Genomic DNA, 22,916 nt, shown 5'->3' on the forward strand with positions numbered 1-22,916 from the left:
GAGCCGCTCAGCTCCAGACGAAGCGGAAGGTGCCCGCGGCGACGGCGGCGGCCAGGGCGAGCGCGATGAGCGCGATCGCCCCGACGAGCGCGACGGCGTCGCGGGGGCCGAGGCGCGAGCGGCGCGCCCACGTGCGGGCGACCGGCGCGCCGAACCCGCGGGCCTCCATCGCGACGGCGAGCTTCGTGCCGCGCCGCACGGCGAACACCAGCAGCACGAACACCATCGAGAAGAACCGGCGCAGCGCGCCGCGGTCGCCCACGCCGCGCGCGCGACGTGCGAGCGTCATCGACCGCCAGTCGTCGAGGAACAGGCCCAGCGTGCGCGTGCCCGCGAGCACGCCCAGCACGAAGCGCGACGGCAGGCGCGCGATCTGCGCGAGGGCCGCGGCGAGCTCGGCCGGATCGACCCGCCCGAACAGCAGCATCGCGGGCAGCGCCAGGGCGATCACGCGCAGGCTCACGGCGATCGCGAGCACGATCGACCCGTCGCTGATCGTCGCGTACCAGAACGTCCAGTGCACGCGCCCCTCGGGCTGCGCGTACAGCAGCATGCTGACGCCCGCGATCGGCGTGAGCAGCAGCACCGGCAGCAGGCGCAGCAGCACCGTGCGCAGGCGCAGCCCCGTGAGCGGCACGCACAGCAGCTGCAGCGCGATCGCGACGGCCGCGCTCACGGCGTCGATGGATGCCAGCAGCGGCACCGACAGCACGAGCGCGAGCAGGATGCGGGTCGCCGGGTTGACGCCATCGAGCCACGCCTCCCGGGGCAGGGCGGGTGCGGATGCCGGACTCGTGCGCGTCGCCGTGCCGGTCATGCGACGCTCCCCAGGCCCGCAGCACCGCCGAGTCCGCCCAGGCCCGCAGTCCCGGCCGCCTCCAGGCGCACGTGCCGGCCGCCCAGGTGCCGGGCGACCGCCGCGTCGTGCGTGACGGCGACGACGCTGCGTCCCTCCGCCGTCTGCTCCTGCAGTAGGCGCACGAGCTCGATCCAGCCGCGCCGGTCCTGCCCGAACGTCGGCTCGTCGAGCACGATCACGCGCGGCGCCGTCGCGAGCACGGTCGCGACGGACAGCCGCCGCTTCTGCCCTCCCGACAGCGTGAACGGGTTCGCCCGTGCGAGCGGCGCGAGCCCGAGCCGCTCCAGCAGCTCGTCGGCGATCGCGTCGGCCGCGGCATCCGTCATCTTCAGCGCGCGAGGGCCGACGAGCAGCTCGTCGCGCACGGTCTGGGCGAGGAACTGGTGCTCGGGCTCCTGGAACACCGTGCCGATGCGGGTCAGCAGCTCGCGCGAGGTGAGGCGCGACGGCCGCGGTCCGCGACGGCCGGCGAGCTCGGGCGCCGACCGCACCTCGCCCGCCAGCTCGGGCAGCAGACCCGCGAGGGTCAGCGCGAGGGTCGACTTGCCGGCCCCGTTCGGGCCCGTCACGACGGTCGCCGCGGCGCGCGGCACCGAGAGGTCCAGCCCGCGCTGCACGGCCGTGCCGCCGTCGCGCGAGATCGCGAGATCGTGCGCCGTGAGCACCGCGTCACCGGCATCCGCCGCAGGCAGCACGGGCAGGTCGATCCCGTGCCCCGGCACCCACACCCCCGCGTCGGCGAGCGCGCGGCCCTGCGCGGCGAACACCGCGTCCGGCGGTCCGTCGGCCAGCAGGCCGCCGCCCTGGTCGAGCACGATCACGCGCGTCATGAGGTCGGCCCACACCTCGGTGCGGTGCTCGATGACGACGAGCGTCGCCCCCGACGCGCGCACGGCCCGCTCGATGCTCGCGCGCACCTCCGCGACGCCCGCGGGGTCGAGGTTCGCGGTCGGCTCGTCGAGCAGCAGGATGCCGGGGCGCATCGCGAGCACGCCCGCGATCGCGAGCCGCTGCTTCTGCCCTCCCGACAGCGCCTTCGTGGGCCGGTCGAGCGGCACGTCGAGCCCGACGGCGTCGAGCGCCTCGGCGACGCGCGCGGGGATCTCGCCGGGCGGCACGCCCAGGTTCTCGCAGCCGAAGGCGACGTCGTCGCCCACGCGGGAGAGCACGACACCGGCATCCGGGTCCTGCAGCACGAGGCCGATGCGGCCGCGCTGCGCGGCGGGCGGGCGCCCGTCGACGAGCAGCGCGCCGCGCACCTCCCCCTCGTCGGCGCCGCCGAGCAGCCCCGCGATGCCCGCCAGCAGCGTCGACTTGCCCGCCCCCGATGCGCCGAGCAGCAGCACCCGCTCGCCGGGCTCGATGTCGAGCGTCACGTCGCTGACCGCCGGCGCCCGGCGGCCCGCGTAGCGCCAGCCCCAGCCCGAGGCCGTCACGCGCGCGGTCATCTCAGACCTCGGCGCGTGCTTCCCGGCCCGCGGCGAACCGGCTGAGGGCGCCCGTCGCGGCGAGCGCCCGCACGAGGACCCAGCCGAGGATGCCGGCGAGCACCGCGCCCGAGACGAGCAGCGAGCCGAGGTAGATCATGTTGAACTCGACGGTCTTGAGGATGTTGGGCGAGTTGCCGTAGAACAGCTCGAAGATCCAGGCGCCGACGCCCGCGGCCATGCCCGCGAGGATCGCGACGGGCAGCGTGAACCGGCGGTACAGGAACAGCAGGAAGATCAGCTCGGCGCCGAGTCCCTGCACGAGGCCCGACAGCACGGTCGACACGCCCCAGATGTTGCCGATGAGCATCGAGACGGTTGCGGCGACGAGCTCGACCATGAGGGCGGCGCCCGGCTTGCGGATCACGAGGCCGCCGATGACGCCGCCGATGAGCCAGATGCCGACGGCGAGTCCCGCGAGGCCCGGCGTCACGGCGTCGAAGACCGACCACAGTGCCCCGCCGACGGTGTTCCAGGCCCAGAAGACGAGCCCGACGGCGACGCCGAGCACGGCGGCGACGACGATGTCGACGACCCGCCAGCCGAAGCGGCTCGGCTGCAGGTGAGCCTCGACGGGGCCCTGAACGGATGCAGACGTGTTCATTCTCTCTCCTCCCTGCGCCGGCATGATCCGGATCAGGTTCGACGGTCGAAGCGTGGTTCGCTTCCTCTCAGCCCGGCTCACCGGACTCCCGTGGGTTGTGTCGATGAGTATAACCGAGGCCCGGGCAGGTTAGTTTGGGCGAATGACCCCTCGAGACGGCTCCGGCGGCACGCCGCAGCGGGTCGCGCTCGGCTGGGTCGACGAGGACCACGTGGCGGCGCCCGCGGCGCCCGGCGGCGAGTACGCGTACCGGCGCGTCGTGCCCGACCTGCTCGCACAGCGTCCGCGGCGGCGGCGCGGGCGACGCGCGCTCATCCCCCTCGCGGCGGTCGTGGGCGTGGCGGCCGTATACACGGCATCCGCCCTGCTCTGGCCGCTGCCGCAGCCGACGGTCGCGCCCGTGCCCGTCGCCGATGTGACCGCTCCCGCGACGGCCGTGGCGTGGCCGGCGGAGGGCGCGGCGGCCGTGGGCGTCGAGGGCTTCGCCGGCACGCCCGCGTCGTCGGGCGACGTCGCGCCGATGGCGAGCGTCACGAAGCTCGTGACCGTGCTGATGGTGCTCGAGCGCGAGCCGCTCGCACCGGGCGAGCCGGGACCGGCGTTCGACTTCACGTGGGATGACAGCGACGAGTACTGGGAGTTCCTGGGGCGGGACGAGTCGGCGCTCGACGTTCCCGCGGAGGGCTCGCTCAGCCTGTACCAGATGCTGCAGGGCGTGCTGATCGGCTCGGCGGGCAACTACACCGAGCGGCTCGCGCGCACCTACTGGCCCGGCGAGGGCGAGTTCGCGGCCGCGGCGTCCGACTGGCTGGCCCGGCAGGGGCTCACGGGCATCGCGGTCGTCGAGCCGACGGGCATCGACGAGGCCAACGCGGGCGACGCCGCGTCGCTCGTCGCCCTGTCGCGGCTCGCGATGGCGCACCCCGTGGTCGCCGAGATCGTGCGGATGCCGTGGGCCGAGCTGCCCGGCGCCGGGGAGTTCGAGAACACGAACGAGCTGCTCGCGGCCGACCCGTCGATCGTCGGCATCAAGACGGGCAGCCTCGACTGGGAGTTCACGCTCACGGCGGCCAAGGAGTTCACGGTCGGCGCCGTGCGCCTGCTCGCCTACGCGTCGGTCGTGGCCCAGCCCGACTCCGACGAGCGGTTCTCGGAGACGGCGCGCCTGCTCGACGAGGTCGCCCGCGAGACGACGGCGCACGGCGTCGCGGCGGGCACGCGCGTGGGCGCCGTCACGACCGTGTGGGGTGCGCAGAGCGACCTCGTGACCGCCGCGGATGCCGCCGTCGTGCTGTGGAACGGCGCGACCGTCTCGCCCGACGTGACGCTCGATCTCGGCGACGCGCGGCAGAAGGATGCCGAGGTGGGCACCCTCTCGCTCGCGGGCCCCGTCGACGCGGCGACGACGCCCGTGCACCTCGCTGCCGACCTCACCGATCCCGACGCCTGGTGGCGCCTCACCCACCCGCTCCAGCTCTGGGGCCTGGCAGCGCGCTGAGCGGCATGCCCCTCAGCGCCTGCACGCCGTCGAGCACGCGGGACCCGACCCCCGCGAGCGAGCGCAACGCCCCACAACCGTCGCATCCGTTCCACCCCCACTCCCGCCGATCGAACCGTCCCCCACCCCCCGCTGATCGAACAGCCCCCACCCCCGCCGATCGACGTACCCACCCCCGCTGATTGAGTAGCCGTCGACGCAGTCGACGGCGTATCGAAATCCGCCGAACCGACGCGATACGCGAACCCCCGCGCCATCCCACCCCCGCGCCGGCCCCCGCACTCACAAGCCACACACACGGAGACAGCCCCCACCTGACCGGGCCGAGCTCACCCGCCCCCACCGGCGAGTGATGCCAACGCAGCGAAGAGCACCTGCCTCGCGACGAATCCACCTCTGCGATCGGCCCGAGCTCAGCGGCTGGGACCGGCGACGGGTGCGACGCCCCGCCTCACGAACACCGCGAAGAGCACGGTCGCGATGTTCAGCACCATGACGATTGCACAGACGAGGATGCAGACGAACACCGAGAAGCCTCCGAGCAGACACACGCCGATCAGCGCCGCTCGCGAGATCAGCATGATTCGCTCACGCAGCGTGACGAACTCGATCGTCGGTCCCACCGTGTCTCCGAAGTCAAAGCTGATCTTCTTCTCCAGCACACCGACCGCCTTGCTGCCGACGCCGCAGATCACGCCGAACAGCAGCGCAGAGGCGAACGTCAGCTCGAAGGATCGAGCGAACCAGCCGACGGCGACGGCGCACACCGGCAGCAGGATGAGGAGATTGCCACTCAACCTGTCCGACAGTTTTCCGAAGATGACACCGGCCGCAACCGCCAGCAGAGAGATCCAGCCGAGGCTGACGGACGTCTGGTAAAGCATGATAGCCGCCACCGGGTAGAGCGTGTTCTCGGCCAGGTACCTGGCTCCGGTACTGCACCACAGCGCGAGAATCGGCACGGGAATTCTTCGAATCCCGATCCTCTTCCCCTTCTGCTCGCGGATGCCCCGACCGACATACCTCTGCACGCGAAGAGCGCAGAGCGCCGCGACGAGCGAAAGGCCGCTCGACAGGCCCGCCAAGGCGACGAAGCCGCCTCCCTCGAAGGCGTAGGCACCGACAAGAGGCGACAGCGCGACAGCAATGTAGCGGAACGCCTCGAACAGGCCGAGATCCATGCCCCGCGAAGCGCTCCCTCTCGTGGACGCCGTGAGCAGAACGTTCCTTGGAATGGCATCACCCGTGGTGCTGAGCGAAATGAGCACTCCCGCGATGAGCGCATCCGCAGCGCTCATATCGTCGCCGAGAAGGAAGAGGCATCCGACGATACGAAACGGCAGGAACCAGACGATCATAGACGCCGGCCCCATCTTGCGGAGCAGGAAAGGAGTCACGTATGTCATTCCCGCCTCCACGATCATCTGGACGAAGACCACGAGGAGGACGAACGAAAACGATGACGTGCGCTGATAGATCAGAATCGCCGTGAAGATCTCGAGGAGCAGGATCCCGAAGTTCGACAGCGCCCCGAATCCGAGCAGCGATACCCTCGGAAAACTACGTACGACCACGCGCGCCCGTCTCTCGCTCCGCGCCCGCCGGCACGCAGTCATCCGTGATCATCACATATGCTCCCAGCTGACCGCGAAGGAACGTGGCCGGCCATTCAGGAGAAACAGGACCACCAAGCAGGTTCAAGACGGCCTCCTCTTTCCGAGCCCCGGAAGCAATGAGCAGACTCCGCCTAGACGAGAGCAGCACGGGAAGTCCGACGGTGATCCCGTTCTCGGGGACGCTGAAGCCTTCCTCGGGCGACTCTGAGAAATTGGAATGGATCGTTCGGTCGTCGAGCGGCAGAACACGCGTCGGCGATAAGAGCCCCGATCCCGGCTCGTTGAACCCGAGGTGACCATTCTCGCCAATTCCGAAGAGAGTCACGTCGAGCCCTCCCAGCGCGGATATTTGAGCCTCGTATTCCGTCAGGTTCTGCCGCAGCCGGCCGCGATCATCATTGAAGGTGACGAACTCCTCAATCCCGAGCGGACGCGCGAGGTGCGTCTCGATGCACGATGCGAGGCTATACGGATCGTTCGCCCCCAGACCGACATACTCGTCCATCTGAACAAGAGTCACGGAGGCCCAATCGACAGCATCAAGGTATTCGGCACGGAGTATCTCGTAGAGCCCCATCGGGGTTCGCCCCGCCGAAGGCATGAAGACGCAGCTGCCTCGAGTATCGACCGCCTCCTGGATGAAGTGCGCCACCCAGCGGGCGGCTGCACGATTCATCTCGTCGGCATTTGCATACTTGGTTACCCGACGGAATCGAGGCCAACGACCAGGACTCGAAGGAGAAGACACCTCCGCCGCGAGCGGAGCAGAGCCCGCTATCATCGGTAGTCTTCCAGCGTCCCTGAGCGACGAACATCACTAGTGACGCAGTGGAACCCCCCGCCAAGCGTGCGACCGTGCCGGAGTTCGAGCGGGATCACATCTATCTTGTGCTTGGCGAGCACATCGATAAGAGGTTTCTGATTCTTATCGACCATCGCCAGACCGGGATTGATCATCAAGAAGTTCATGCTGATCCACGCCGACCCGTATGCAACACCGGTGAAGCCCATGTCTATGGGCTCCGGAGCTTCGATGACCTCCCAGTTGTTTCGGAAGATTTCGGGAAGGTTCTCCTCCCGGACACGCGACGGATTAACCATCACCTTTCCGGGCGCGAGAAGCGTGATCGTTGTATCGATATGAGTCGATGCATATAGATTCTCCAGCTGGTGCACTCGGTAGCGCGAGCCAAGAACGTTCTGGAGCCAGATCGCACCGAGCTTGTTCCCCGTGTCGGAAACCAAGTAGAGGATGTCCTCGCCGACGCGCAAACAGTTCGCCGCATCGAAGATCGGCTCAACCTCCCGAATCGCAGACTGGGACGGATCGTCGTTGTTGTATGTGCTGTCGAGCAATTGTGGCTTCGGCGCGGAGATCCAGCTGGCCCCGCTCTTCATGTACTCGATCAGGATATCCGGCTCTTCGCAGTTGAGGGTGTAGTCGAGGTTCGCGGGTCGATTGCCGGATAGGCGTCGAGGTCTTCCAGGATGGAAGTTCCTACACTGCCCATCCGAAAGACCTCGACGTGCTCCAAACTACCTTCGCCGCGCCCTGCCTGACCACGTTCTGCCGTCTCGACGAGCTCGGCCTCGAGGCTGTAGGTCAACATCTCGAGGCGGATCGGGCGGTGATCGAGTGCCGCGTCGTCGAGAACGATCCCTGGTGCCGGAAGTGCGGCGCGGAAGGCGTCCCGAGAGACACCGTGGTGCGTCGGCTCGCGCATGAGCCGTTCGGGCACCGGCCCACGACACTGCTGGTCCGGGTGCGCCGCTACCGGTGCGCGCACTGCGGGAAGACGTGGCGGCAGGACACCACGAAGGCCGCCGCGCCGCGGGCGAAGATCTCGCGTGGCGGGCTCGGGTGGGCGCTGACGGCGATCGTGGTCGACCATCTCACGGTGACCCGCGCCGCGGCCGGTCTGGGGGTGTCCTGGCATACCGCGAACAGTGCGATTCTCGCCGAGGGTCGGCGTCGTCTGATCGACGCTCCCGGCCGGTTCGACGGGGTCACGACCCTGGGCGTCGATGAGCATGTCTGGCGTCACACCCGGTACGGCGACAAGTACGTGACCGTGATCATCGACCTCACGCCCGCCCGCGAGAAGACAGGCCCGGCCCAGCTGCTGGACATGGTCGAGGGCCGTTCGAAGGCCGTGTTCAAGCAGTGGCTCGCGGCACGGCCCAAGGAGTGGTCCAAGCGGATCGAGGTGGTCGCGATGGACGGGTTCAGCGGCTTCAAGACGGCCGCCGCCGAAGAGCTGCCCGACGCGGTCCCGGTGATGGATCCGTTCCATGTGGTCCGTCTCGCCGGCGATGCGCTCGATGTGTGTCGCCGCCGCGTTCAGCAGGATCTACACGGACACCGCGGGATGAAGGGCGACCCGCTCTATCAGGCGCGCCGCACCCTGCACACCGGCGACAAGCTACTCACCGACCGGCAACGCGCTCGGCTGGAGGCGCTGTTCGCGACCGAGGAGCACGTCGAGGTCGAAGCGACCTGGGGCATCTACCAGCGCATGATCGCCGCGTATCGCGAACCCGACAAGAAGAATGGCAAGCAGATGATGCAGACCCTGATCGACGCGGTCAGCACCGGGGTTCCTGCCGCGCTCGTCGAGATCCGCAAGCTCGGCCGCACCCTCAAGCAGCGCGCCGCCGACGTGCTCGCGTTCTTCGATCGGCCCGGCACCTCGAACGGCCCAACGGAGGCGATCAACGGACGACTTGAACACCTCCGCGGCTCCGCGCTCGGCTTCCGGAACCTCACGAACTACATCGCAAGAAGCCTGCTCGAAGCCGGAGGATTCAGACCCCAACTACACCCCTAATTCCGAAGAGCCGGATATCCTTATATGCGAAAGTCTCCAGAAAGCGCGACCGTAGCGACATCGGGGTCTCGATGATTTTGTCACCGACTGGCAGGAAGATGTCGCGCGGACAGTAATCATACATTCCATCGCTCTCCCAGTTGTGCGTACTGAACCTAGAGGAGAGATCGAGCTGCTTGGGCCGTCGCACGATGATCCCCAGAGATTCGAATGCCGCAACGATGGCGGCAAGATCTTCCTCGGCTTCTGCGACGATCCGGGGGTCATGCGGACCGGAGGGTATGCTGGCAGCGTTGTCATAGTCCGCGTAGCGAATCGCAAACAACCCCTTGTCACCAATTGGCACACGTGCCCCCCGTGCAGTACCGACGATGACCTCCTCGAGAGGATCCCACTCGTTATGAGAGTTGACCAGGCTCGCCATGGTGGAAGGGTCTGCGATTTTTGCTTGCTCGTACACGTTGGATTCCCCCCGAATCATGATCCGACACATGTCGACCGCGACGCTCCTGAGTGCATCTATTCGCGTGCCGTCGAGTTTTCAAAAAGTACCCGACAGGCAACCCGCTAAATCGGCAGCAGGCCCGGATTCGCCAAGTGTTCACCATCTGGACAGACTTCAGGCGCATCCTTGTCGGCCATTCGGGGGACAATCGGCGACTTCTTGCGAGGTTAGAAGCACGGTCGGGTCTGCACAAGCACGCTGCAGACCCGGCGGCGCATCGCCCAGGAATGCTCGCCCAATATCCCCCTCCCACTGGCCGACCAGCCCCACCCCCGCCGATTGACGTACCCACCCCCGCTGATTGAGTAGCCGTCGACGCAGTCGACGGCGTATCGAAATCCGCCGAACCGACGCGATACGCGAACCCCCGCGCCATCCCACCCCCGCGCCGGCCCCCGCACTCACAAGCCACACATACGGAGACGGCCCCCGCCTGACGTAGCCGCGCTCACCCACCCCCACCGGCAAACGACGCCACCGCAGCGAAGAGCAGTCGCAGTGCGGCAAGCACGTCCACGGCGGAGCCCCGCGCGACGGTGGCCACGGCAGCCTCGTAGGGTCCCTCTTGCACGCTGAGCCGCAGGGGCAGCGCCATGCCCGCCGACCGCTGCACGACCTCGTCGATGCGCGACCGCAGGCTCTCCGGCATCCCGACCGTCAGGGAGTCGACGGTGACGTGCAGCCCGCCGGTGTACACGTCGGGCGCGGCGCCGACGACGCCCTCATCATGGAGCGTCGCGACGATCTCGGTGGCGAGGGGAACGAGAACCACGGATGCCGCGGCGACCTCCGTCGTATATACGGGGTACTCCGGGTGTGAGCGCACGATCCGCGACAGCTCCTCGTCAAAGGCGTCCTGTCCCTCGTCGTCGGCCCTCGGCGGGAGGAAGACCATGAGGCCGTCGTAGTGCGTGCACGCGGCGATCCCCGTGGTGCGTCCGGGATGGTCGGCGAAAAGCTCGCCCAGCTCCTCCGCCAGGGCGTTGAACTCGGTCGTCGCGCTCCCGATCCACGTCTGGGAGCCGTCGTCGAGGCGCTGGATGCAGGTCGAGCCGTCCGCGGCGACATCCACCGCCGCCGCCGCGCTCGGCGCCACGGCGAGCGCCGCAGCCGTCAGCGCAGCGAGACCGGCCGACGCGATCGTCCTGTTCGTCATCCATCCCCCCGGGTGATATCGCGACCCTACCGCAGGGCTGGCAGCCCGTGTCGGAGGTTCACGACACAATGGGAGCATGCCAGCCGAGCCCGCGACCGCCCCTGTGGCGCCGATCGCGCTCGTCGGCGACACCCCCGCGCTGCGCAAGTCGCGGGGCGCGTTCTTCACGCCCGATCCCCTCGCGTCGTTCGTCGTCGACTGGGCGATCCGCGACGCCGGCGACACCGTACTCGAGCCCTCGTGCGGCGAGGCCGCGTTCCTCACGCGCGCGGTCGAGCGGCTGCGGATGCTGGGGCGGCCCGCGCCGCGCGTCGACGGGGTCGAGATCCACGCCCCCTCCGCCGCCGCGGCACGGCGCCTCGTGCGGGAGGCGGGGGGCGAGCCGCGCATCGCCGCTCAGGACTTCTTCCTCACGCCGCCGAGCGGCTCGTATGCGGCGGTCGTGGGCAATCCGCCCTACATCCGCTACCAGGACTTCTCGGGCGCGGCCCGCGCCCGGTCGCGCGAGGCGGCGCTGCGCGCGGGCGTGAACCTGTCGGGCCTCGCGTCGTCGTGGGCGGCGTTCACGGTGCACGCGGCGCTCATGCTGCGCCGCGGCGGCCGGCTGGGGCTCGTCGTGCCCGCCGAGCTGCTGTCGGTCAACTATGCCGCCGAGGTGCGCCGGTTCCTGCTCTCCCGCTTCGCGCGCGTCGACCTGGTGCTGTTCACCGAGCGCGTGTTCGCCGAGGCGCAGGAAGAGGTCATCCTGCTGCTCGCCGACGGCTTCGACGAGGGCGGCGCGACGCACATGTCGGTCTACCAAGCGCAGAACGCCGCGGCGCTCGGCAGCACGCTCGACGCGACGACGTGGATGCCGAACGATCCCGCCGACAAATGGACGCCCTCGCTGCTCAGCGCGCCCGCCCGCGCCGCGTACGCGACGCTCGCGGGCGACGGCTTCACGGTGCTGCACGAGTGGGGCGAGACGACCCTCGGCATGGTCACGGGCAACAACCGCTACTTCACGATGTCTCCGCGCGAGGCCGCCGACCGCGGCATCCCCCGCTCCGAGCTGCTGCCCCTCTCGCCGCCCGGCAGCGCGCACCTGCGCGGCCTGGAGCTGTCCCGCCGCGCGTGGCGCACGCTCGGCGACGGCGGGGCGGCGACGCTGCTGTTCCGGCCCGGCGACCGCCCGTCGGCCGCCGCGTGGGAGTACATCCGGGCGGGCGAGACCGCGAGGGTGCACCAGGCGTACAAGTGCCGGGTCCGCAGAACCTGGTGGCAGGTGCCGCTCGTGGAGCCCGCCGATCTGCTGCTCACGTACATGAACGCCGACACGCCGCGCATCACGACGAACGCGGCGGGCGCGCGGCATCTCAACAGCGTGCACGGCGTGTACCTGAGCGACGCGCACCGCGACCTCGGGCGCGACCTGCTGCCGGTCGCCGCGCTCACGTCGATGACCCTCGTGGGCGCCGAGACCGTCGGCCGCGCGTACGGCGGCGGCATGCTCAAGATCGAGCCGCGCGAGGCCGACCGGCTGCCCGTGCCGAGTCCCGCCGTCGTGGCCGCGGCGGGCGCGACGCTCACCGCGGCGCGCCCGCGGGTGGCGGCGCTGCTGCGCGCCGGCCGCCTGCTCGACGCGGCGGCACTCGTCGACGGCATCCTGCTCGTGGGCGAGCTGGGGATGCCGCGGTCCGACGTCGCGGCGCTGCGCGATCAGTACCTGCACCTGGCGGCGCGGCGCACCGCGAGGGGGCGTCGTGTCGAGGTGTGAGCGACGGCTGCTGCAGGCCGTCTCCGCCGCGGGTCCCAAGCCGGCCGACGGCGCGACGCAGGGCGTCAAGAAGAACTGGAACCAGCGGCTCAGCGACAACCTCGCGCTCGCGCTCGCAGCCGAGCTGCGCGAGCGCGGCATGGACGGCGTGCGCCCCGCGCCGCCCGACCATCGCGGCGTCAGCGGCGCCGAGCGGCGGCTCTCGGGCGGCATCGGCGCCAAGAAGGTCGACGTGTCGTGGGCGACCGAGGAGTCGGGGCTGATCTTCGCGGTCTCGATCAAGACGATCATGTTCCGCGACGGCGCCGCCGGCACCTTCCAGAAGAACCTCACCAACCGCCGCGGCGACATGCTCATCGAAGCGGTCACGCTGCACCGCCGATTCCCGTACGCCGTGCTGGGCGCCTTCCTGTTCCTCGACGCCGCCGCGGAGAGCGACGACACGAACCCCGACGGCACGAAGAAGCGCCGCAAGAGCACGTTCCGCAACGCCTTCCCCCGTCTGCGCCTGTTCACGGGACGCCGCGACCCCGCGGGGCGCGAGGAGCAGTTCGAGACCTTCGCCGTCATCCTGCTCGACGCGGGCAGCGACGGCAGCGACGGGACGGCGCCGCGGCATCCGTCGATCCGCGCCCATGAGGTGAACGACGAGAACGCCGCGGTCGACCTCGACGCGCTGCTCGACGACATGCTCGAGCTCGTCGGCGAGCGCAACTTCGATCTCTACGACGGCACCGACGGCACCATCACCAAGCTCTGACCCCGCGTGTGCGAACCCGCCGGCCCCGCCAGGGTGCCCGTTGTCCTCGCGAGGGTGCCACTTGTCCCGCCGAGGGTGCCACTTGTCCCCGCGACGGTGCCGGCTATCCCCACGAGGGTGCTTTAGGCACGACCCCGAGGCACCCTCGCGAAAATAACTGGCACCCTCGCGAAAATAACTGGCACCCTCGCGAAAAGAACTGGCACCCCCGCGGGAACAACTGGCACCCCCGCGGGAACAAGTGGCACCCCCGCGGGAACGAGACGAGGGTCAGGGCGGCGGTCAGAACGGCCAGATGAGGGGCACGTAGAACACGGCGACCAGGAAGTACCCGATCATGAGGGGCAGGCCGAGGCGCCAGTAGTCGCCGAACCGGTATCCGCCCGGGCGCATCACCATGAGGTTGCCCGCGGTCGCGACGGGGGTGAGGAACGACGCCGCACCGCAGATCGCGAGCGCCATCATGAACGGCTGCGGGCTGACGCCCGCCGACTGCGAGATCGCGATCGCGATCGGCATCATCACGAGCACCGTCGCGAGGTTCGACATGAACTGCCCGAGGATCATCGCGATCGCGCAGATCACGAGCAGCGCGATCGTCGGCGACGCGGAGCCGATCACCGAGAGCACGAGGTCGGAGACGATCGACGCCGCACCGGTCGAGATGAACGCCGTCGACAGCGGGATCATCCCGCCCACGAGGATGATGATGCTCCACGGGATCGACCGGTAGATCTGCGGGATCTTCACGACCCGCGTGAGGATGAGGGCGCCCGCCGCGAGCATCGTCGCGACCGCCGTGGGCACGAGCCCCGAGGCGAGCAGCACCACCATCAGGCCGAAGATCACGAGCGTGCGCTTCGACCCGCGGCCGAGCGGCACGGCCCGCTGCAGCGACTGCGGCTCGGAGACGGCGATGACGTCGGGCGAGGCGACGTAGCGGTTCAGCGCCTCCCAGGGGCCCTGCACGAGCACGGCATCCCCCGCGCGCAGCGTCATCGGCTCCGTCGACTCCTCCGCCTCGCGCACCGCCGAGCCGAGCTCCTCGCCGCGGCGCACCGCGAGGATGACGAGGTTCTCGACCCGCGTCGTCATGCCGGGCGACACGCGACGGCCGATGAGCGACGAGCGCGGCGCGATGAGCACCTCGGCGACCCCGTCGCTCGCGGTGAACAGCGACGACGTCGCGACGTCCACGTGGTAGTCCTCGCGCAGGGTGCGGGCGTGGCTCACGGGGTCGGGCATGGCCATCGTCTCGGCGTTGCGCGTCGGCAGCAGCCTGTCGCCCGCCAGCAGCACGATGAGGATCGTCATGGCGACCAGCGGCAGGCCCACGAGCGCGAACTCGACGTAGCCGAACTCCCGTCCGCCCGCCGCGGCGGCGGCCTGCGAGACGACGATGTTGACCGGTGACGCGGTGAGGGTCAGCAGCGATCCGCCGCTGGCCAGGAACGCGAGCGGGATGAGCATCTTCGAGGGCACGAGTCCCGCCCGCACCGTGACGACCACGACGACCGGCAGCAGGGCGCCGACCGTGCCGCTCACGCTGATGAAGGCGCCCAGCACCGCCGCGGTCACGCCGATCACGAGGATGAGCCGGGTGCGGCTCGTGCCCGCGCGGGTGACGACGAGGTTCGCGAGCCACGCCGTGACGCCCGAGGCCTCCAGCGCCTCGATCACGATGAACAGCGTGGCGATGAACACGATCGTCGGATCGCCGAAGCCGGCGAACGCCTCGGGCAGCGTGAGCACGCCGGTCGCCCACAGCGACAGTGCGACGCCGCTCGCGACGACGGCGAGGGGGATGCGCGAGCTGATGAACGCGATCATCGCCGCGCCGAGAATCACGAACGTCCAGGCTGCCGGGTCCACGGGCATAGCCTAGTGCCGAAATATTATGCCTGGAATGGCCACACGAGCGGCACGTACACCACCGCGACCGCGAGGTACACGATCATGAGCGGCAGGCCCAGCCGCCAGTAGTCGCCGAAGCGGTATCCGCCCGGCTGCAGCACCATGAGGTTCGCGGGGGTCGCGACGGGCGTCATGAACGAGGCCGCGCCCGCGACCGTCAGCGCCATCATGAACGGCAGGATGCTGAGGTCGAGGCTGTGCGCGATCGCGACCGCGATCGGCGCGACGATCAGCACGGTCGCGACGTTCGAGATGAACTGGCCGAGCACCATCGTCACGAGGCACAGCACGAGCAGGGCGAGGTGCGGCGACGTCGACCCGACGGCGGCGAGCACGAGGTCGGCGACGGCGCCCGCGGCGCCCGTCGAGATGAACGCGCCCGACAGCGGCACCATGCCCGCGATGAGGATGACGGTCGTCCATGAGATCGCGCGATACGCCTGCGGCACGGTCACGACGCCCGTGAGCACGAGCGCGCCCGCGGCGGCGAGCCCGGCGGCGGCCGGCGGCACCGCGCCCGTCGCGAGCAGCAGCACCATCGCCACGAGGATGCCCAGGGCCCGACGGGCCCCGCGCCCCAGGGGCACGCCGCGACGCAGGGAGTGCGGCGGCGTGACGGCGATGACGTCGGGCGACGACACGTACCGGGTGAGCGCGTCCCACGGGCCGCGCACGAGCACGGCATCCCCCGCCTGCATCGTCAGCGAGCCGGCGATCCCCGTGCCGCGCGACGCGTTGGGCCCGTCGCTCTCGCCGCGGCGCACCGCGAGGATGACGAGGTTCTCGTCGCGCGTCGTCATGCCCGCCCACACCGTGCGTCCGATGAGCGACGACCGCGGCGCGATGAGCACCTCGGCCACGCCCTCCTCGACCGAGAACAGCGTGCCGGTGTCGAGGTCGACGGCATAGCTCTCGCGCAGCGTGCGGGCGTGCTCGTGCGGATCGGGCGCCGCGTCGACCAGGTGCTCGGGCGTGCGCTCGGGCAGCAGCCGGTCGCCGCCGAGCACGAGGACGACGACCGTGAGCACGACGACGGGGATGCCGGCGAGCGCGAACTCGAAGAACCCGAACGCCCGCCCGCCGGCGGCGACGGCCGCCTCGGAGACGACGATGTTCACGGGCGTGCCGGTGAGGGTGAGGAGGGACCCCGCGCTCGCGGCGAACGCGATGGGGATGAGCAGCTTCGACGGCACGATGCCGGCGCGCATCGCGACGACCACGACGACCGGGACGAGCGCCGCCACGGCGCCGTTGATGCTGATGAAGGCCGACAGCACGGCGGCCAGCAGCGCGAGGATGACCGTGAGCCGCACGCGGCCCCGGCCGGCGCGCGCGATGACCTGGCCGCCCACCCACGCCGTGACGCCCGTCGCGTCGAGCGCCTCACTCACGACGAAGAGCGACGCGATGAACAGCACGGTCGGGTCGCCGAAGCCCGCGAGCGCCTCCGGCATCGTGAGCACGCCGGTCGCCCACAGGGCGAGCGCGACGCCGATCGACACGATCGCGAGCGGCACCCTGCCGCTCACGAACCCGACGATGGCGGCGCCGAGGATGACGAACGTCCAGGTGGCCGGCTCCATGCTCTCACCCTAGAGCGGCCCTCCCCCGCCCCTCCAGGCCCGTCGGCCTGCGGCTGACCCGTTCACAGCTCAGGAGAACCGGGCGCCTTCGCGGCGTATCCGGCGGACGGCGGCGGTTCTTCCTGAATTGTGAACGGCATGCGGGGCGACGGGCGCCAGACCTCCGAGGTGCGGACGCTGGGAGTTCTGGACGCCGGGATGCCCGGATGCCGGGACTTCAGCGCTCCGGCATCCGGCTCGCTCGGCATCCATACCGTTCACAATTCAGGAGGAACGGGGGTCTCGGCCGGTCGCGGGCGGCGTTCCCCCGCAGATTTCCTGAGTTGTGCACGCGGCCCGACCGCGCTCCGAGGCCGAGACCGCCGGCACGGCCGGACCCCGGGCCCGCTACACGAAGCGCAGCGCCTGCTGCAGCCGGGTGCGCACGTCGAACAGCTCGTTGCCGCCGATCGCGCGGGCGCCCGTGAGGCCGCGCCGCAGCACGGTCGCCAGCGCCGAGCGCGAGACCACCGCGACGGGCAGGCCCTTCACCCTGCCGAGCTCGTCGATCGACGCGGCCACGTCCTCGTCGGGCAGCACGACGATCGCGCCGCTGAACCGCACGCCCGCGGCCCGTCCGATGCCGCGTGCCCGTGCGACGAGCGTCGCGACCGGGGCGCCTGCGAGCCCGTCGCCCACGATCTCGCCGCGACGCGTGCGCACGGGCCCGCCGAGATCGTCGGATGCCACGGCGTAGAGCCCGCTCGGACCGAGCACGATGTGGTCGACGGGCGCCGCGGGGTCGCGGGCGACGACCTCGTGCCACACCGTGTAGCCCATGCCGAGCGCCGACACCGTGCGCGCCGTCTCCTCCTCGGCGAGGGCCTCGGCGAGGAGGCGCTTGATCTCGCGCGGCGCGGAGCGCACCAGCGCGGGGTCGTACGGGTCGTCGAGGGCGACGCCGCGGCCCGCCCACTCGCGCATCAGGCCGAGGTAGCGCTCGCGTTTGCTGCCGCCCGGCTGGCCGAACGAGCGGGCCTTCGGCCGCGTGTCGGCGCGCGGCGGCGACCAGGCGCGCGGCTCGTGCGACGGCGCGGAGCCGAACCCGTGCCCGCGGTCGTAGGCGGTGCGGGCCTCGGGCGTGCCGACGAGCTCCCACGCGCGCTGCACGCGCACGAACACCGCGGCGTCGCCGCCGGTGTCGGGATGCGTCTGACGCAGGCGCAGCCGGTAGGCGCGGCGCAGAGCCTCGTCGTCGACGTCGGGCGCGACGCCGAGCACGTCGTAGGCGGAGTCGGAGAGGGGGCTGTCGAACACCTCAGCCCCACAGCGGCGGATCGGGGGCGAACGCGAGCGCCTCGTCGGCGACGCCCGCGGGCACCTCGGCGATCGACGCGGGGCGCCACGCGGGCGTGCGGTCCTTGTCGACGAGCTGCGCGCGGATGCCCTCGACGAGGTCGGGCTGCGTGTGCGCGAACCAGGTCACGAGGCCGAACTCCTGCGCGAGGGCCGCCCGCAGGCCGGGCAGCGCGCGGGCCGACCGCACGGCCGCGAGCGTGACGGCGAGGCTCGTCGGCGAGAGCTCGCCGAGCAGGTCGGCCGTGGCGGATGCCGCGGGCTCGGGCCGCGCGCGCAGCCGCGCGACGATCTCGGCGACCGTGCCGGCGGCGAAGGCGTCGTCGATCCACGGGCGATCGCCCGCTGCGCCGTCGTCGTCGAACCGCGACGGTCCGGGCGCGACGCCGAACCGGTCGGCGAGCGCCGCGCGCAACGACGCGGCGTCGACAGCGGCATCCCGCCCCGCGCCGGTCCCCGCGCCCGCGTTCCCGCCCGATCCGTCGCCCGCCTCCGCGCTCGTGTCGCCGAGCCAGGTCGCGAGCTCGGCGAGCCGGCCGGAGGGCACGACGACGTTGGCGAAGCCCGCGAACACGGCGTCCGCGGCATCCATCACGGCCCCCGTGAGGCCGAGGTACTCGCCGAGGCGCCCGGGGGCGCGGGCGAGCAGCCACGAGCCGCCGACGTCGGGGGTGAGGCCGATGCGCGTCTCGGGCATCGCGAGCTTCGAGCGCTCCGTGACGACGCGGGTGCCGGCGTGCCCCGCGAGCCCGATGCCGCCGCCCATCGTGACGCCGTCGGCGATCGCGACGATCGGCTTCGGATACTCGGCGATGCGGGCGTTGAGCGCGTACTCCGCACGGAAGAAGGGGGCGACGTCCTCGGGGTGGCCCGCGACGATCCGCTCCCAGAGGGCGCGCACGTCGCCGCCGGCGCACAGGCCGCGGTCGCCGGCGCCGTCGAGCAGCACGACGCGCACGCGGTCGTCGTGCCGCCAGCCGTCGAGGGCAGCGGCGAGGTCGCGGATCATGCCGATGTCGAGCGCGTTGATCGCCCGCGGGCGGTCGAGGGTGAGGTGCCCGATCGCGCCCTCCACGCGGGCGACGACCTGGTGCGAGACGGGGTCACTCATACACGCAAGGCTACTGGGGCTCCGCGCACGGGGTCCGCGCTGCGGATTCGCTCATGCGGCGTTGCCGATTCGCTCATGCGATTGCGGAACTGAAGTCGTCTGCAATAGCGTGGCGCCGACTCCAGACGATTTTCGTCCGTTATGCCTCGGGCGACTTCACGAAAGGGACAACGATGTCCGGATCACGTTTGAAAGCCACCACCGCCCGAGGGGCCGCGATCGATGCGCGGCTCGACGCGCTGCCACGCGTCCCCCTCGGCTTCGTCGGCTCGCTCGGCCTGCTCGTCTGCTACTTCTCCGCGAACTACGAGATCAGCGTCTTCGCCCTCGTCGGACCCTCGCTCCTCGTCAACTTCGGCCTCGCCGTGACCGACCTCGGCGTGCCCGTGTTCTGGAACCTCGCCGGCTACGCGGTCGGCGCCTACCTGTTCGGCGCCATCGCCGATCGGTTCGGGCGGCAGAAGGGCCTCCTCGCCACGGTCATCGTGCTCGCCGCCGGCAGCGCGCTGTCGGGGCTCGCATGGGACCTCGCCTCGTTCACCTTCTTCCGCTTCGTCGCCGGCGCCGGCATGGGCGCCGTGCTCGCGATCTGCTCGACCTACATCGGCGAGCTCGCGCCGGCGCACCTCCGCGGCAAGTACCTGGCGAAGATCTACACCGTCCAGGCGATCCTGCTCATCGCCGTGAGCTTCGCATCGCTCTGGGTGCTGGAGAACTGGGAGAACGGCTGGCGCTTCCTGCTCGCGTTCGGCGGCATCGCCGTGCTCGTCGTCTTCGCGCTGCACGACAGGGGGCTGCCCGAGTCGCCGCGCTGGCTGGCCGCCGTCGGCAGGATCGACCGCGCCGAGCGCGTCACCGACCTCCTCACGCGCGGCTCGTCGGCGGCACCGTCGCCCGCGGACGAGAGCGAGACCGAGGATGCCGCCGACGCGGCGCCCGCGGACGACGACGAGCGCCGTCCGCTGAGGATCCTCGCGACGCAGCCGTCGCTCGGCCGGATGGCGATCATCCTCACCTTCTGGCTCGTCTACTACCTCGCGGCGTACGGCTTCCTCAGCTACACCCCGCTCATCCTCGAGGGCCTCGGGATCGCCGCGTCCGACTCGCTCCTCGTGACCGTGCTGGGCCGCCTCGCCGCGGTCGTGACGCCGCTCGCGATGATCTTCCTGATCGAGCGCGTCGAACGTCGCACCCTCATCATCCAGGGCACGCTGATGATCGCGGCGGGCCTCCTGCTCCTGTTCCTGCCGTTCGGCGCGGTCAGCGGCACGCTCGGCGTCTTCCTCGTCACCCTCGGCATCGGCTGGTCGGTCACGCCCGCCTACATCTACATGGTCGAGATCTTCCCGACGCGGGCGCGCGGCACCGCGGCCTCCATCTCGGAGGGCGTGGGACACCTGGGCGGCGCCGTCGCACCGTTCGTCGTGCTGCCGATCCTCGTCACGTTCGGCGCCTCGACGGCCGTCTGGGTGCTCGCGGGCGCGGCGCTGCTCGCCGGTCTCGTGGTGCGGTTCGGCCCGCGCACGCGCGGCACGTCGATCTCGGAGGCCGAGACGGCCGACGAGACGGCCTGAACCGCATGAGAAGGGGGCGAGGCGCCGTCACGGCCCTCGCCCCCTATTCTCGTGCGCGCGCTGCGCGGGCGTCAGCGGCGGTCGAGGCCGCCGGTCTCGACGAAGTCGCGATACATGTCGGTCTGCATGAGGCCCGAGAAGAGCATGACGCTGTCGGCGAGCCGCTCCCAGCCGCCCGTCCAGGTGAGGCGCGACGCGACCTCCCAGGTCGACAGGCCGGGCTCGGCGGCGACGACCGCGGCGACCTCGCGGGCGCGCCGCAGCGCGTGCTCCGCGGCCGAGCGCCGGCGCGGGCCGAGCCCGCGGAAGCGGTAGCCGTGGCCGGGGACGACCTCGACGTCGTCGTAGGGGCTCAGTCGCTCCAGCGAGCGCAGATAGGCGTCGACGGGGTTGCCGTCGAATCCGCTCCCGAGCCCGAGGCCCGGATGCACGGTCGGCAGCACGTGGTCGCCGGAGAACAGGATGCGCCGCTCCTCGTCGACGATGCACAGGTGCCCCGGCGTGTGCCCGGGGGTGAGGAGCGCGCGCCAGCTCGCCCCCGCGACGGGCAGCAGGTCGCCGTCGCCGACGAGCACGTCGGCGGGCTCGGGCTGTGCGGTGCCGCTGTTCGCCTCGTTCAGGCGTTCGCGCAGCGACGCCGCGACCTCGGGCGCGACGCCCCAGGCGACGGCCCGCCCGTCGAGGTCGGCGAAGTCGGAGGACGACGCCTCGGCGTCGATCGACGCCTGCTCGCGCGCGGAGAGCACGACGGTGCTCCCCGCCGCGTCACGCAGGCGGGGCGCGAGCCCGATGTGATCGTGGTGCGCGTGCGTGACGACGACCGTGCGCACGTCGGCGAGCCCGCGGCCGATCGAGCGGAGGAACCCGGCGAGACGCTCCAGCGCGTCGTCGGACCCCCAGCCGGGGTCGACGATCGTGACCGCGCCCCGCTCGTCGACGTGCACGACCGCGAGCGTGTAGGCGAGGAATCCCCCGGGCATCGGCATGGGCAGCGACCAGAGGCGTTCGCGGATGCGCTCGGGCTCCGGCATCCCTCCCGTCGTCGCCGCCCGGTGCTGCGCCTCGCTGACAGGTTCCACGATGTCTTGCCTTTCCTCTCGTGTGCGACGTCCTCTCCGCGACGGCGCACGACGGGGTCGCGCGGGGCGCACCGCCTCGCGCGACCCCGGATCGATGCTAGATGCGGGCGGGCTCGACGAGCCGGCCCGCCGCGCGCAGACGCTCCTCGCACTCCGACACGATGTCGGCGACGACCTGCCGCGTCGTGCGGATGCCGCGGAATCCGCCGACGATCTGGCCGACGAAGAACGACTCGAGCTCGAGGGCGCCCTCGTGGCCCTGCTCCGACGCGGCGTCGATGCGCGACCACGCGTCGATCGTGAGCATCGGCTGGAGCGGCATCGGCAGCGCGGGGAGTCCCGCCGCCGCCCATTCCCGGTGCCACGCGCTGACGAGCTGGCGCGCGGGCTTGCCCGTGCGCGTCCTGTTGCGCTCGGTGTCGGAGCTCGTGGCGGCCAGGAGCTTGTCCTTGATCGCCTGCACCGCGACGTCCTCCACGGTCGACAGCCACACCGAGCCCGCCCAGCCGCCCGCGGCGCCGAGCGTGAGGGCGGCGGCGAGCTGCCGTCCCGAGCCGATGCCGCCCGCGGTGAGCACGGGCGTGTCGCCCGCGAGGTCGAGGATCTCGGGCGTGAGGACCATCGTCGCGATGTCGCCCGTGTGGCCGCCCGCCTCGTAGCCCTGCGCGATGAGCACGTCGACGCCCGCGGCCAGCTGCCGCTCGGCGTGCTGGGGCTTGCCGACGAGCGAGGCGACCGGGACGCCCTTGGCGCGGGCGCCCGCGATCATCTCCGCGGGCGGCGTGCCCAGCGCGTTGGCGATGAGCGCGATGTCGTGGCGGAAGCAGACCTCGAGCAGCCGCGGCACGACGCTCGCGTCGATGTTCGCCGGGTCGTAGGTCGTCGCGCCCTCGGGCAGCGCCGGGACGTCGTACTTCTGCATGAGCGACTCGACGAAGTCGATGTGCTGCTGCGGGATCTGCGCGCGCAGGCTCTCGACGAGCCGCTCGCGGTCGGCGACGACCTTCTGCTCGGGGACGAGCAGGTCGACGCCGTAGGGCCGGCCGTCGAGCTGCTCCTCGATCCAGGTGAGCTGCGCGTCGAGCTCGGTGGGCGTGTACGCCGTCGCGGCGAGCACGCCGAACGCGCCGGCCTTCGACGCCTCGACGACGACGCCCGGCGAGCGCTCGAACGCGACGAGCGGGTGCTCGACGCCGACGAGCTCGGTGAATGCGGTTCTCATGGTCTCTCTCCTTGCTCTGGCGCGCCGGT

The 22,916-nt window shown here is 71.2% G+C and carries 19 protein-coding genes and 1 riboswitch; of the genes, 5 read left to right on the forward strand and 14 right to left on the reverse strand.

Features of this window, described 5'->3' with window-relative positions:
* Positions 1-7 precede the first annotated feature (7 nt).
* The 3 genes from AOA12_RS17890 to AOA12_RS17900 form a co-directional block, all read right to left on the reverse strand.
* Positions 8-817 (reverse strand): energy-coupling factor transporter transmembrane component T family protein, encoded by an 810-nt coding sequence (locus AOA12_RS17890; protein WP_054685911.1) that lies wholly within the window; start codon positions 815-817, stop codon positions 8-10.
* The gene (locus AOA12_RS17895; protein WP_082406363.1) at positions 814-2,307 is read right to left on the reverse strand and encodes an ABC transporter ATP-binding protein; all 1,494 of its coding nucleotides are present in this window, start codon (positions 2,305-2,307) and stop codon (positions 814-816) included. Before AOA12_RS17895 ends, AOA12_RS17890 begins: the two co-directional genes overlap by 4 nt.
* A gap of 1 nt (position 2,308) precedes the next feature.
* Positions 2,309-2,950 (reverse strand): ECF transporter S component, encoded by a 642-nt coding sequence (locus tag AOA12_RS17900; protein ID WP_054685912.1) that lies wholly within the window; start codon positions 2,948-2,950, stop codon positions 2,309-2,311.
* Positions 2,943-3,052: riboswitch (TPP riboswitch) on the reverse strand. (Overlaps the previous gene by 8 nt.)
* Before the next feature lie 40 nt (positions 3,053-3,092).
* Between AOA12_RS17900 and AOA12_RS17905 the strand changes: the two genes are divergently transcribed.
* On the forward strand, positions 3,093-4,448 hold the full coding sequence (locus AOA12_RS17905; protein ID WP_054685915.1) for a D-alanyl-D-alanine carboxypeptidase family protein: 1,356 nt from the start codon (positions 3,093-3,095) through the stop codon (positions 4,446-4,448).
* 413 nt (positions 4,449-4,861) lie between these two features.
* Here the strand turns inward: AOA12_RS17905 and AOA12_RS17910 are convergent, their stop codons facing one another.
* From AOA12_RS17910 to AOA12_RS17920, 3 genes are read right to left on the reverse strand one after another with little or no spacing between them, the layout of a single operon-like run.
* Positions 4,862-6,022 carry a hypothetical protein gene (locus tag AOA12_RS17910; RefSeq protein ID WP_156366570.1) on the reverse strand — a complete coding sequence of 387 codons (1,161 nt, stop codon included), beginning with the start codon at positions 6,020-6,022 and terminating at the stop codon, positions 4,862-4,864.
* Positions 6,009-6,845, reverse strand: coding sequence for a 6-phosphogluconolactonase (locus AOA12_RS17915; protein ID WP_082406364.1), 837 nt, complete (start codon positions 6,843-6,845; stop codon positions 6,009-6,011). The genes AOA12_RS17910 and AOA12_RS17915 overlap by 14 nt, the downstream gene beginning before the upstream one ends.
* Positions 6,842-7,462, reverse strand: coding sequence for a hypothetical protein (locus AOA12_RS17920; RefSeq protein WP_054685924.1), 621 nt, complete (start codon positions 7,460-7,462; stop codon positions 6,842-6,844). The genes AOA12_RS17915 and AOA12_RS17920 overlap by 4 nt, the downstream gene beginning before the upstream one ends.
* 128 nt (positions 7,463-7,590) lie before the next feature.
* Here AOA12_RS17920 and AOA12_RS17925 point away from each other — a divergent pair, with 128 nt between their 5' ends.
* Positions 7,591-8,892 (forward strand): ISL3 family transposase, encoded by a 1,302-nt coding sequence (locus tag AOA12_RS17925; RefSeq protein WP_054678531.1) that lies wholly within the window; start codon positions 7,591-7,593, stop codon positions 8,890-8,892.
* Here the strand turns inward: AOA12_RS17925 and AOA12_RS23260 are convergent.
* A complete protein-coding gene (locus AOA12_RS23260; protein WP_156366571.1) occupies positions 8,870-9,316 on the reverse strand; it encodes a hypothetical protein in 447 nt (148 codons plus the stop codon). The genes AOA12_RS17925 and AOA12_RS23260 overlap by 23 nt on opposite strands.
* A gap of 529 nt (positions 9,317-9,845) precedes the next feature.
* Positions 9,846-10,553, reverse strand: a complete 708-nt coding sequence (locus tag AOA12_RS17930; protein WP_054685926.1) for a hypothetical protein — start codon at positions 10,551-10,553, stop codon at positions 9,846-9,848.
* A gap of 76 nt (positions 10,554-10,629) precedes the next feature.
* On the opposite strand from AOA12_RS17930, the gene AOA12_RS17935 reads away from it, so the two are divergent.
* On the forward strand, positions 10,630-12,309 hold the full coding sequence (locus tag AOA12_RS17935; RefSeq protein WP_054685928.1) for an Eco57I restriction-modification methylase domain-containing protein: 1,680 nt from the start codon (positions 10,630-10,632) through the stop codon (positions 12,307-12,309).
* Positions 12,296-13,069, forward strand: a complete 774-nt coding sequence (locus AOA12_RS23915; protein ID WP_231637122.1) for a hypothetical protein — start codon at positions 12,296-12,298, stop codon at positions 13,067-13,069. Before AOA12_RS17935 ends, AOA12_RS23915 begins: the two co-directional genes overlap by 14 nt.
* A 282-nt stretch (positions 13,070-13,351) precedes the next feature.
* On the opposite strand, the gene AOA12_RS17945 is transcribed toward AOA12_RS23915, so the two are convergent.
* The 4 genes from AOA12_RS17945 to AOA12_RS17960 form a co-directional block, all read right to left on the reverse strand.
* Positions 13,352-14,941, reverse strand: coding sequence for an SLC13 family permease (locus AOA12_RS17945; RefSeq protein WP_054685932.1), 1,590 nt, complete (start codon positions 14,939-14,941; stop codon positions 13,352-13,354).
* Positions 14,942-14,964: 23 nt separating this feature from the next.
* A complete protein-coding gene (locus AOA12_RS17950) occupies positions 14,965-16,566 on the reverse strand; it encodes an SLC13 family permease (protein ID WP_054685935.1) in 1,602 nt (533 codons plus the stop codon).
* 387 nt (positions 16,567-16,953) lie between these two features.
* Positions 16,954-17,862 (reverse strand): J domain-containing protein, encoded by a 909-nt coding sequence (locus tag AOA12_RS17955; RefSeq protein WP_054685939.1) that lies wholly within the window; start codon positions 17,860-17,862, stop codon positions 16,954-16,956.
* A 1-nt stretch (position 17,863) separates the two neighbouring features.
* Positions 17,864-19,012 carry an enoyl-CoA hydratase/isomerase family protein gene (locus AOA12_RS17960; protein WP_054685943.1) on the reverse strand — a complete coding sequence of 383 codons (1,149 nt, stop codon included), beginning with the start codon at positions 19,010-19,012 and terminating at the stop codon, positions 17,864-17,866.
* Positions 19,013-19,185: 173 nt separating this feature from the next.
* Here AOA12_RS17960 and AOA12_RS17965 point away from each other — a divergent pair, with 173 nt between their 5' ends.
* On the forward strand, positions 19,186-20,586 hold the full coding sequence (locus tag AOA12_RS17965; protein WP_197280975.1) for an MFS transporter: 1,401 nt from the start codon (positions 19,186-19,188) through the stop codon (positions 20,584-20,586).
* Positions 20,587-20,657: 71 nt separating this feature from the next.
* Here AOA12_RS17965 and AOA12_RS17970 read toward each other — a convergent pair whose 3' ends face one another.
* The gene (locus AOA12_RS17970; protein WP_156366572.1) at positions 20,658-21,665 is read right to left on the reverse strand and encodes an MBL fold metallo-hydrolase; all 1,008 of its coding nucleotides are present in this window, start codon (positions 21,663-21,665) and stop codon (positions 20,658-20,660) included.
* A gap of 97 nt (positions 21,666-21,762) precedes the next feature.
* The gene (locus AOA12_RS17975; RefSeq protein WP_054685952.1) at positions 21,763-22,887 is read right to left on the reverse strand and encodes an NAD(P)H-dependent flavin oxidoreductase; all 1,125 of its coding nucleotides are present in this window, start codon (positions 22,885-22,887) and stop codon (positions 21,763-21,765) included.
* Positions 22,888-22,916 lie beyond the last annotated feature (29 nt).

This window comes from Microbacterium sp. No. 7 (genome assembly GCF_001314225.1).
Classification (GTDB): domain Bacteria; phylum Actinomycetota; class Actinomycetes; order Actinomycetales; family Microbacteriaceae; genus Microbacterium.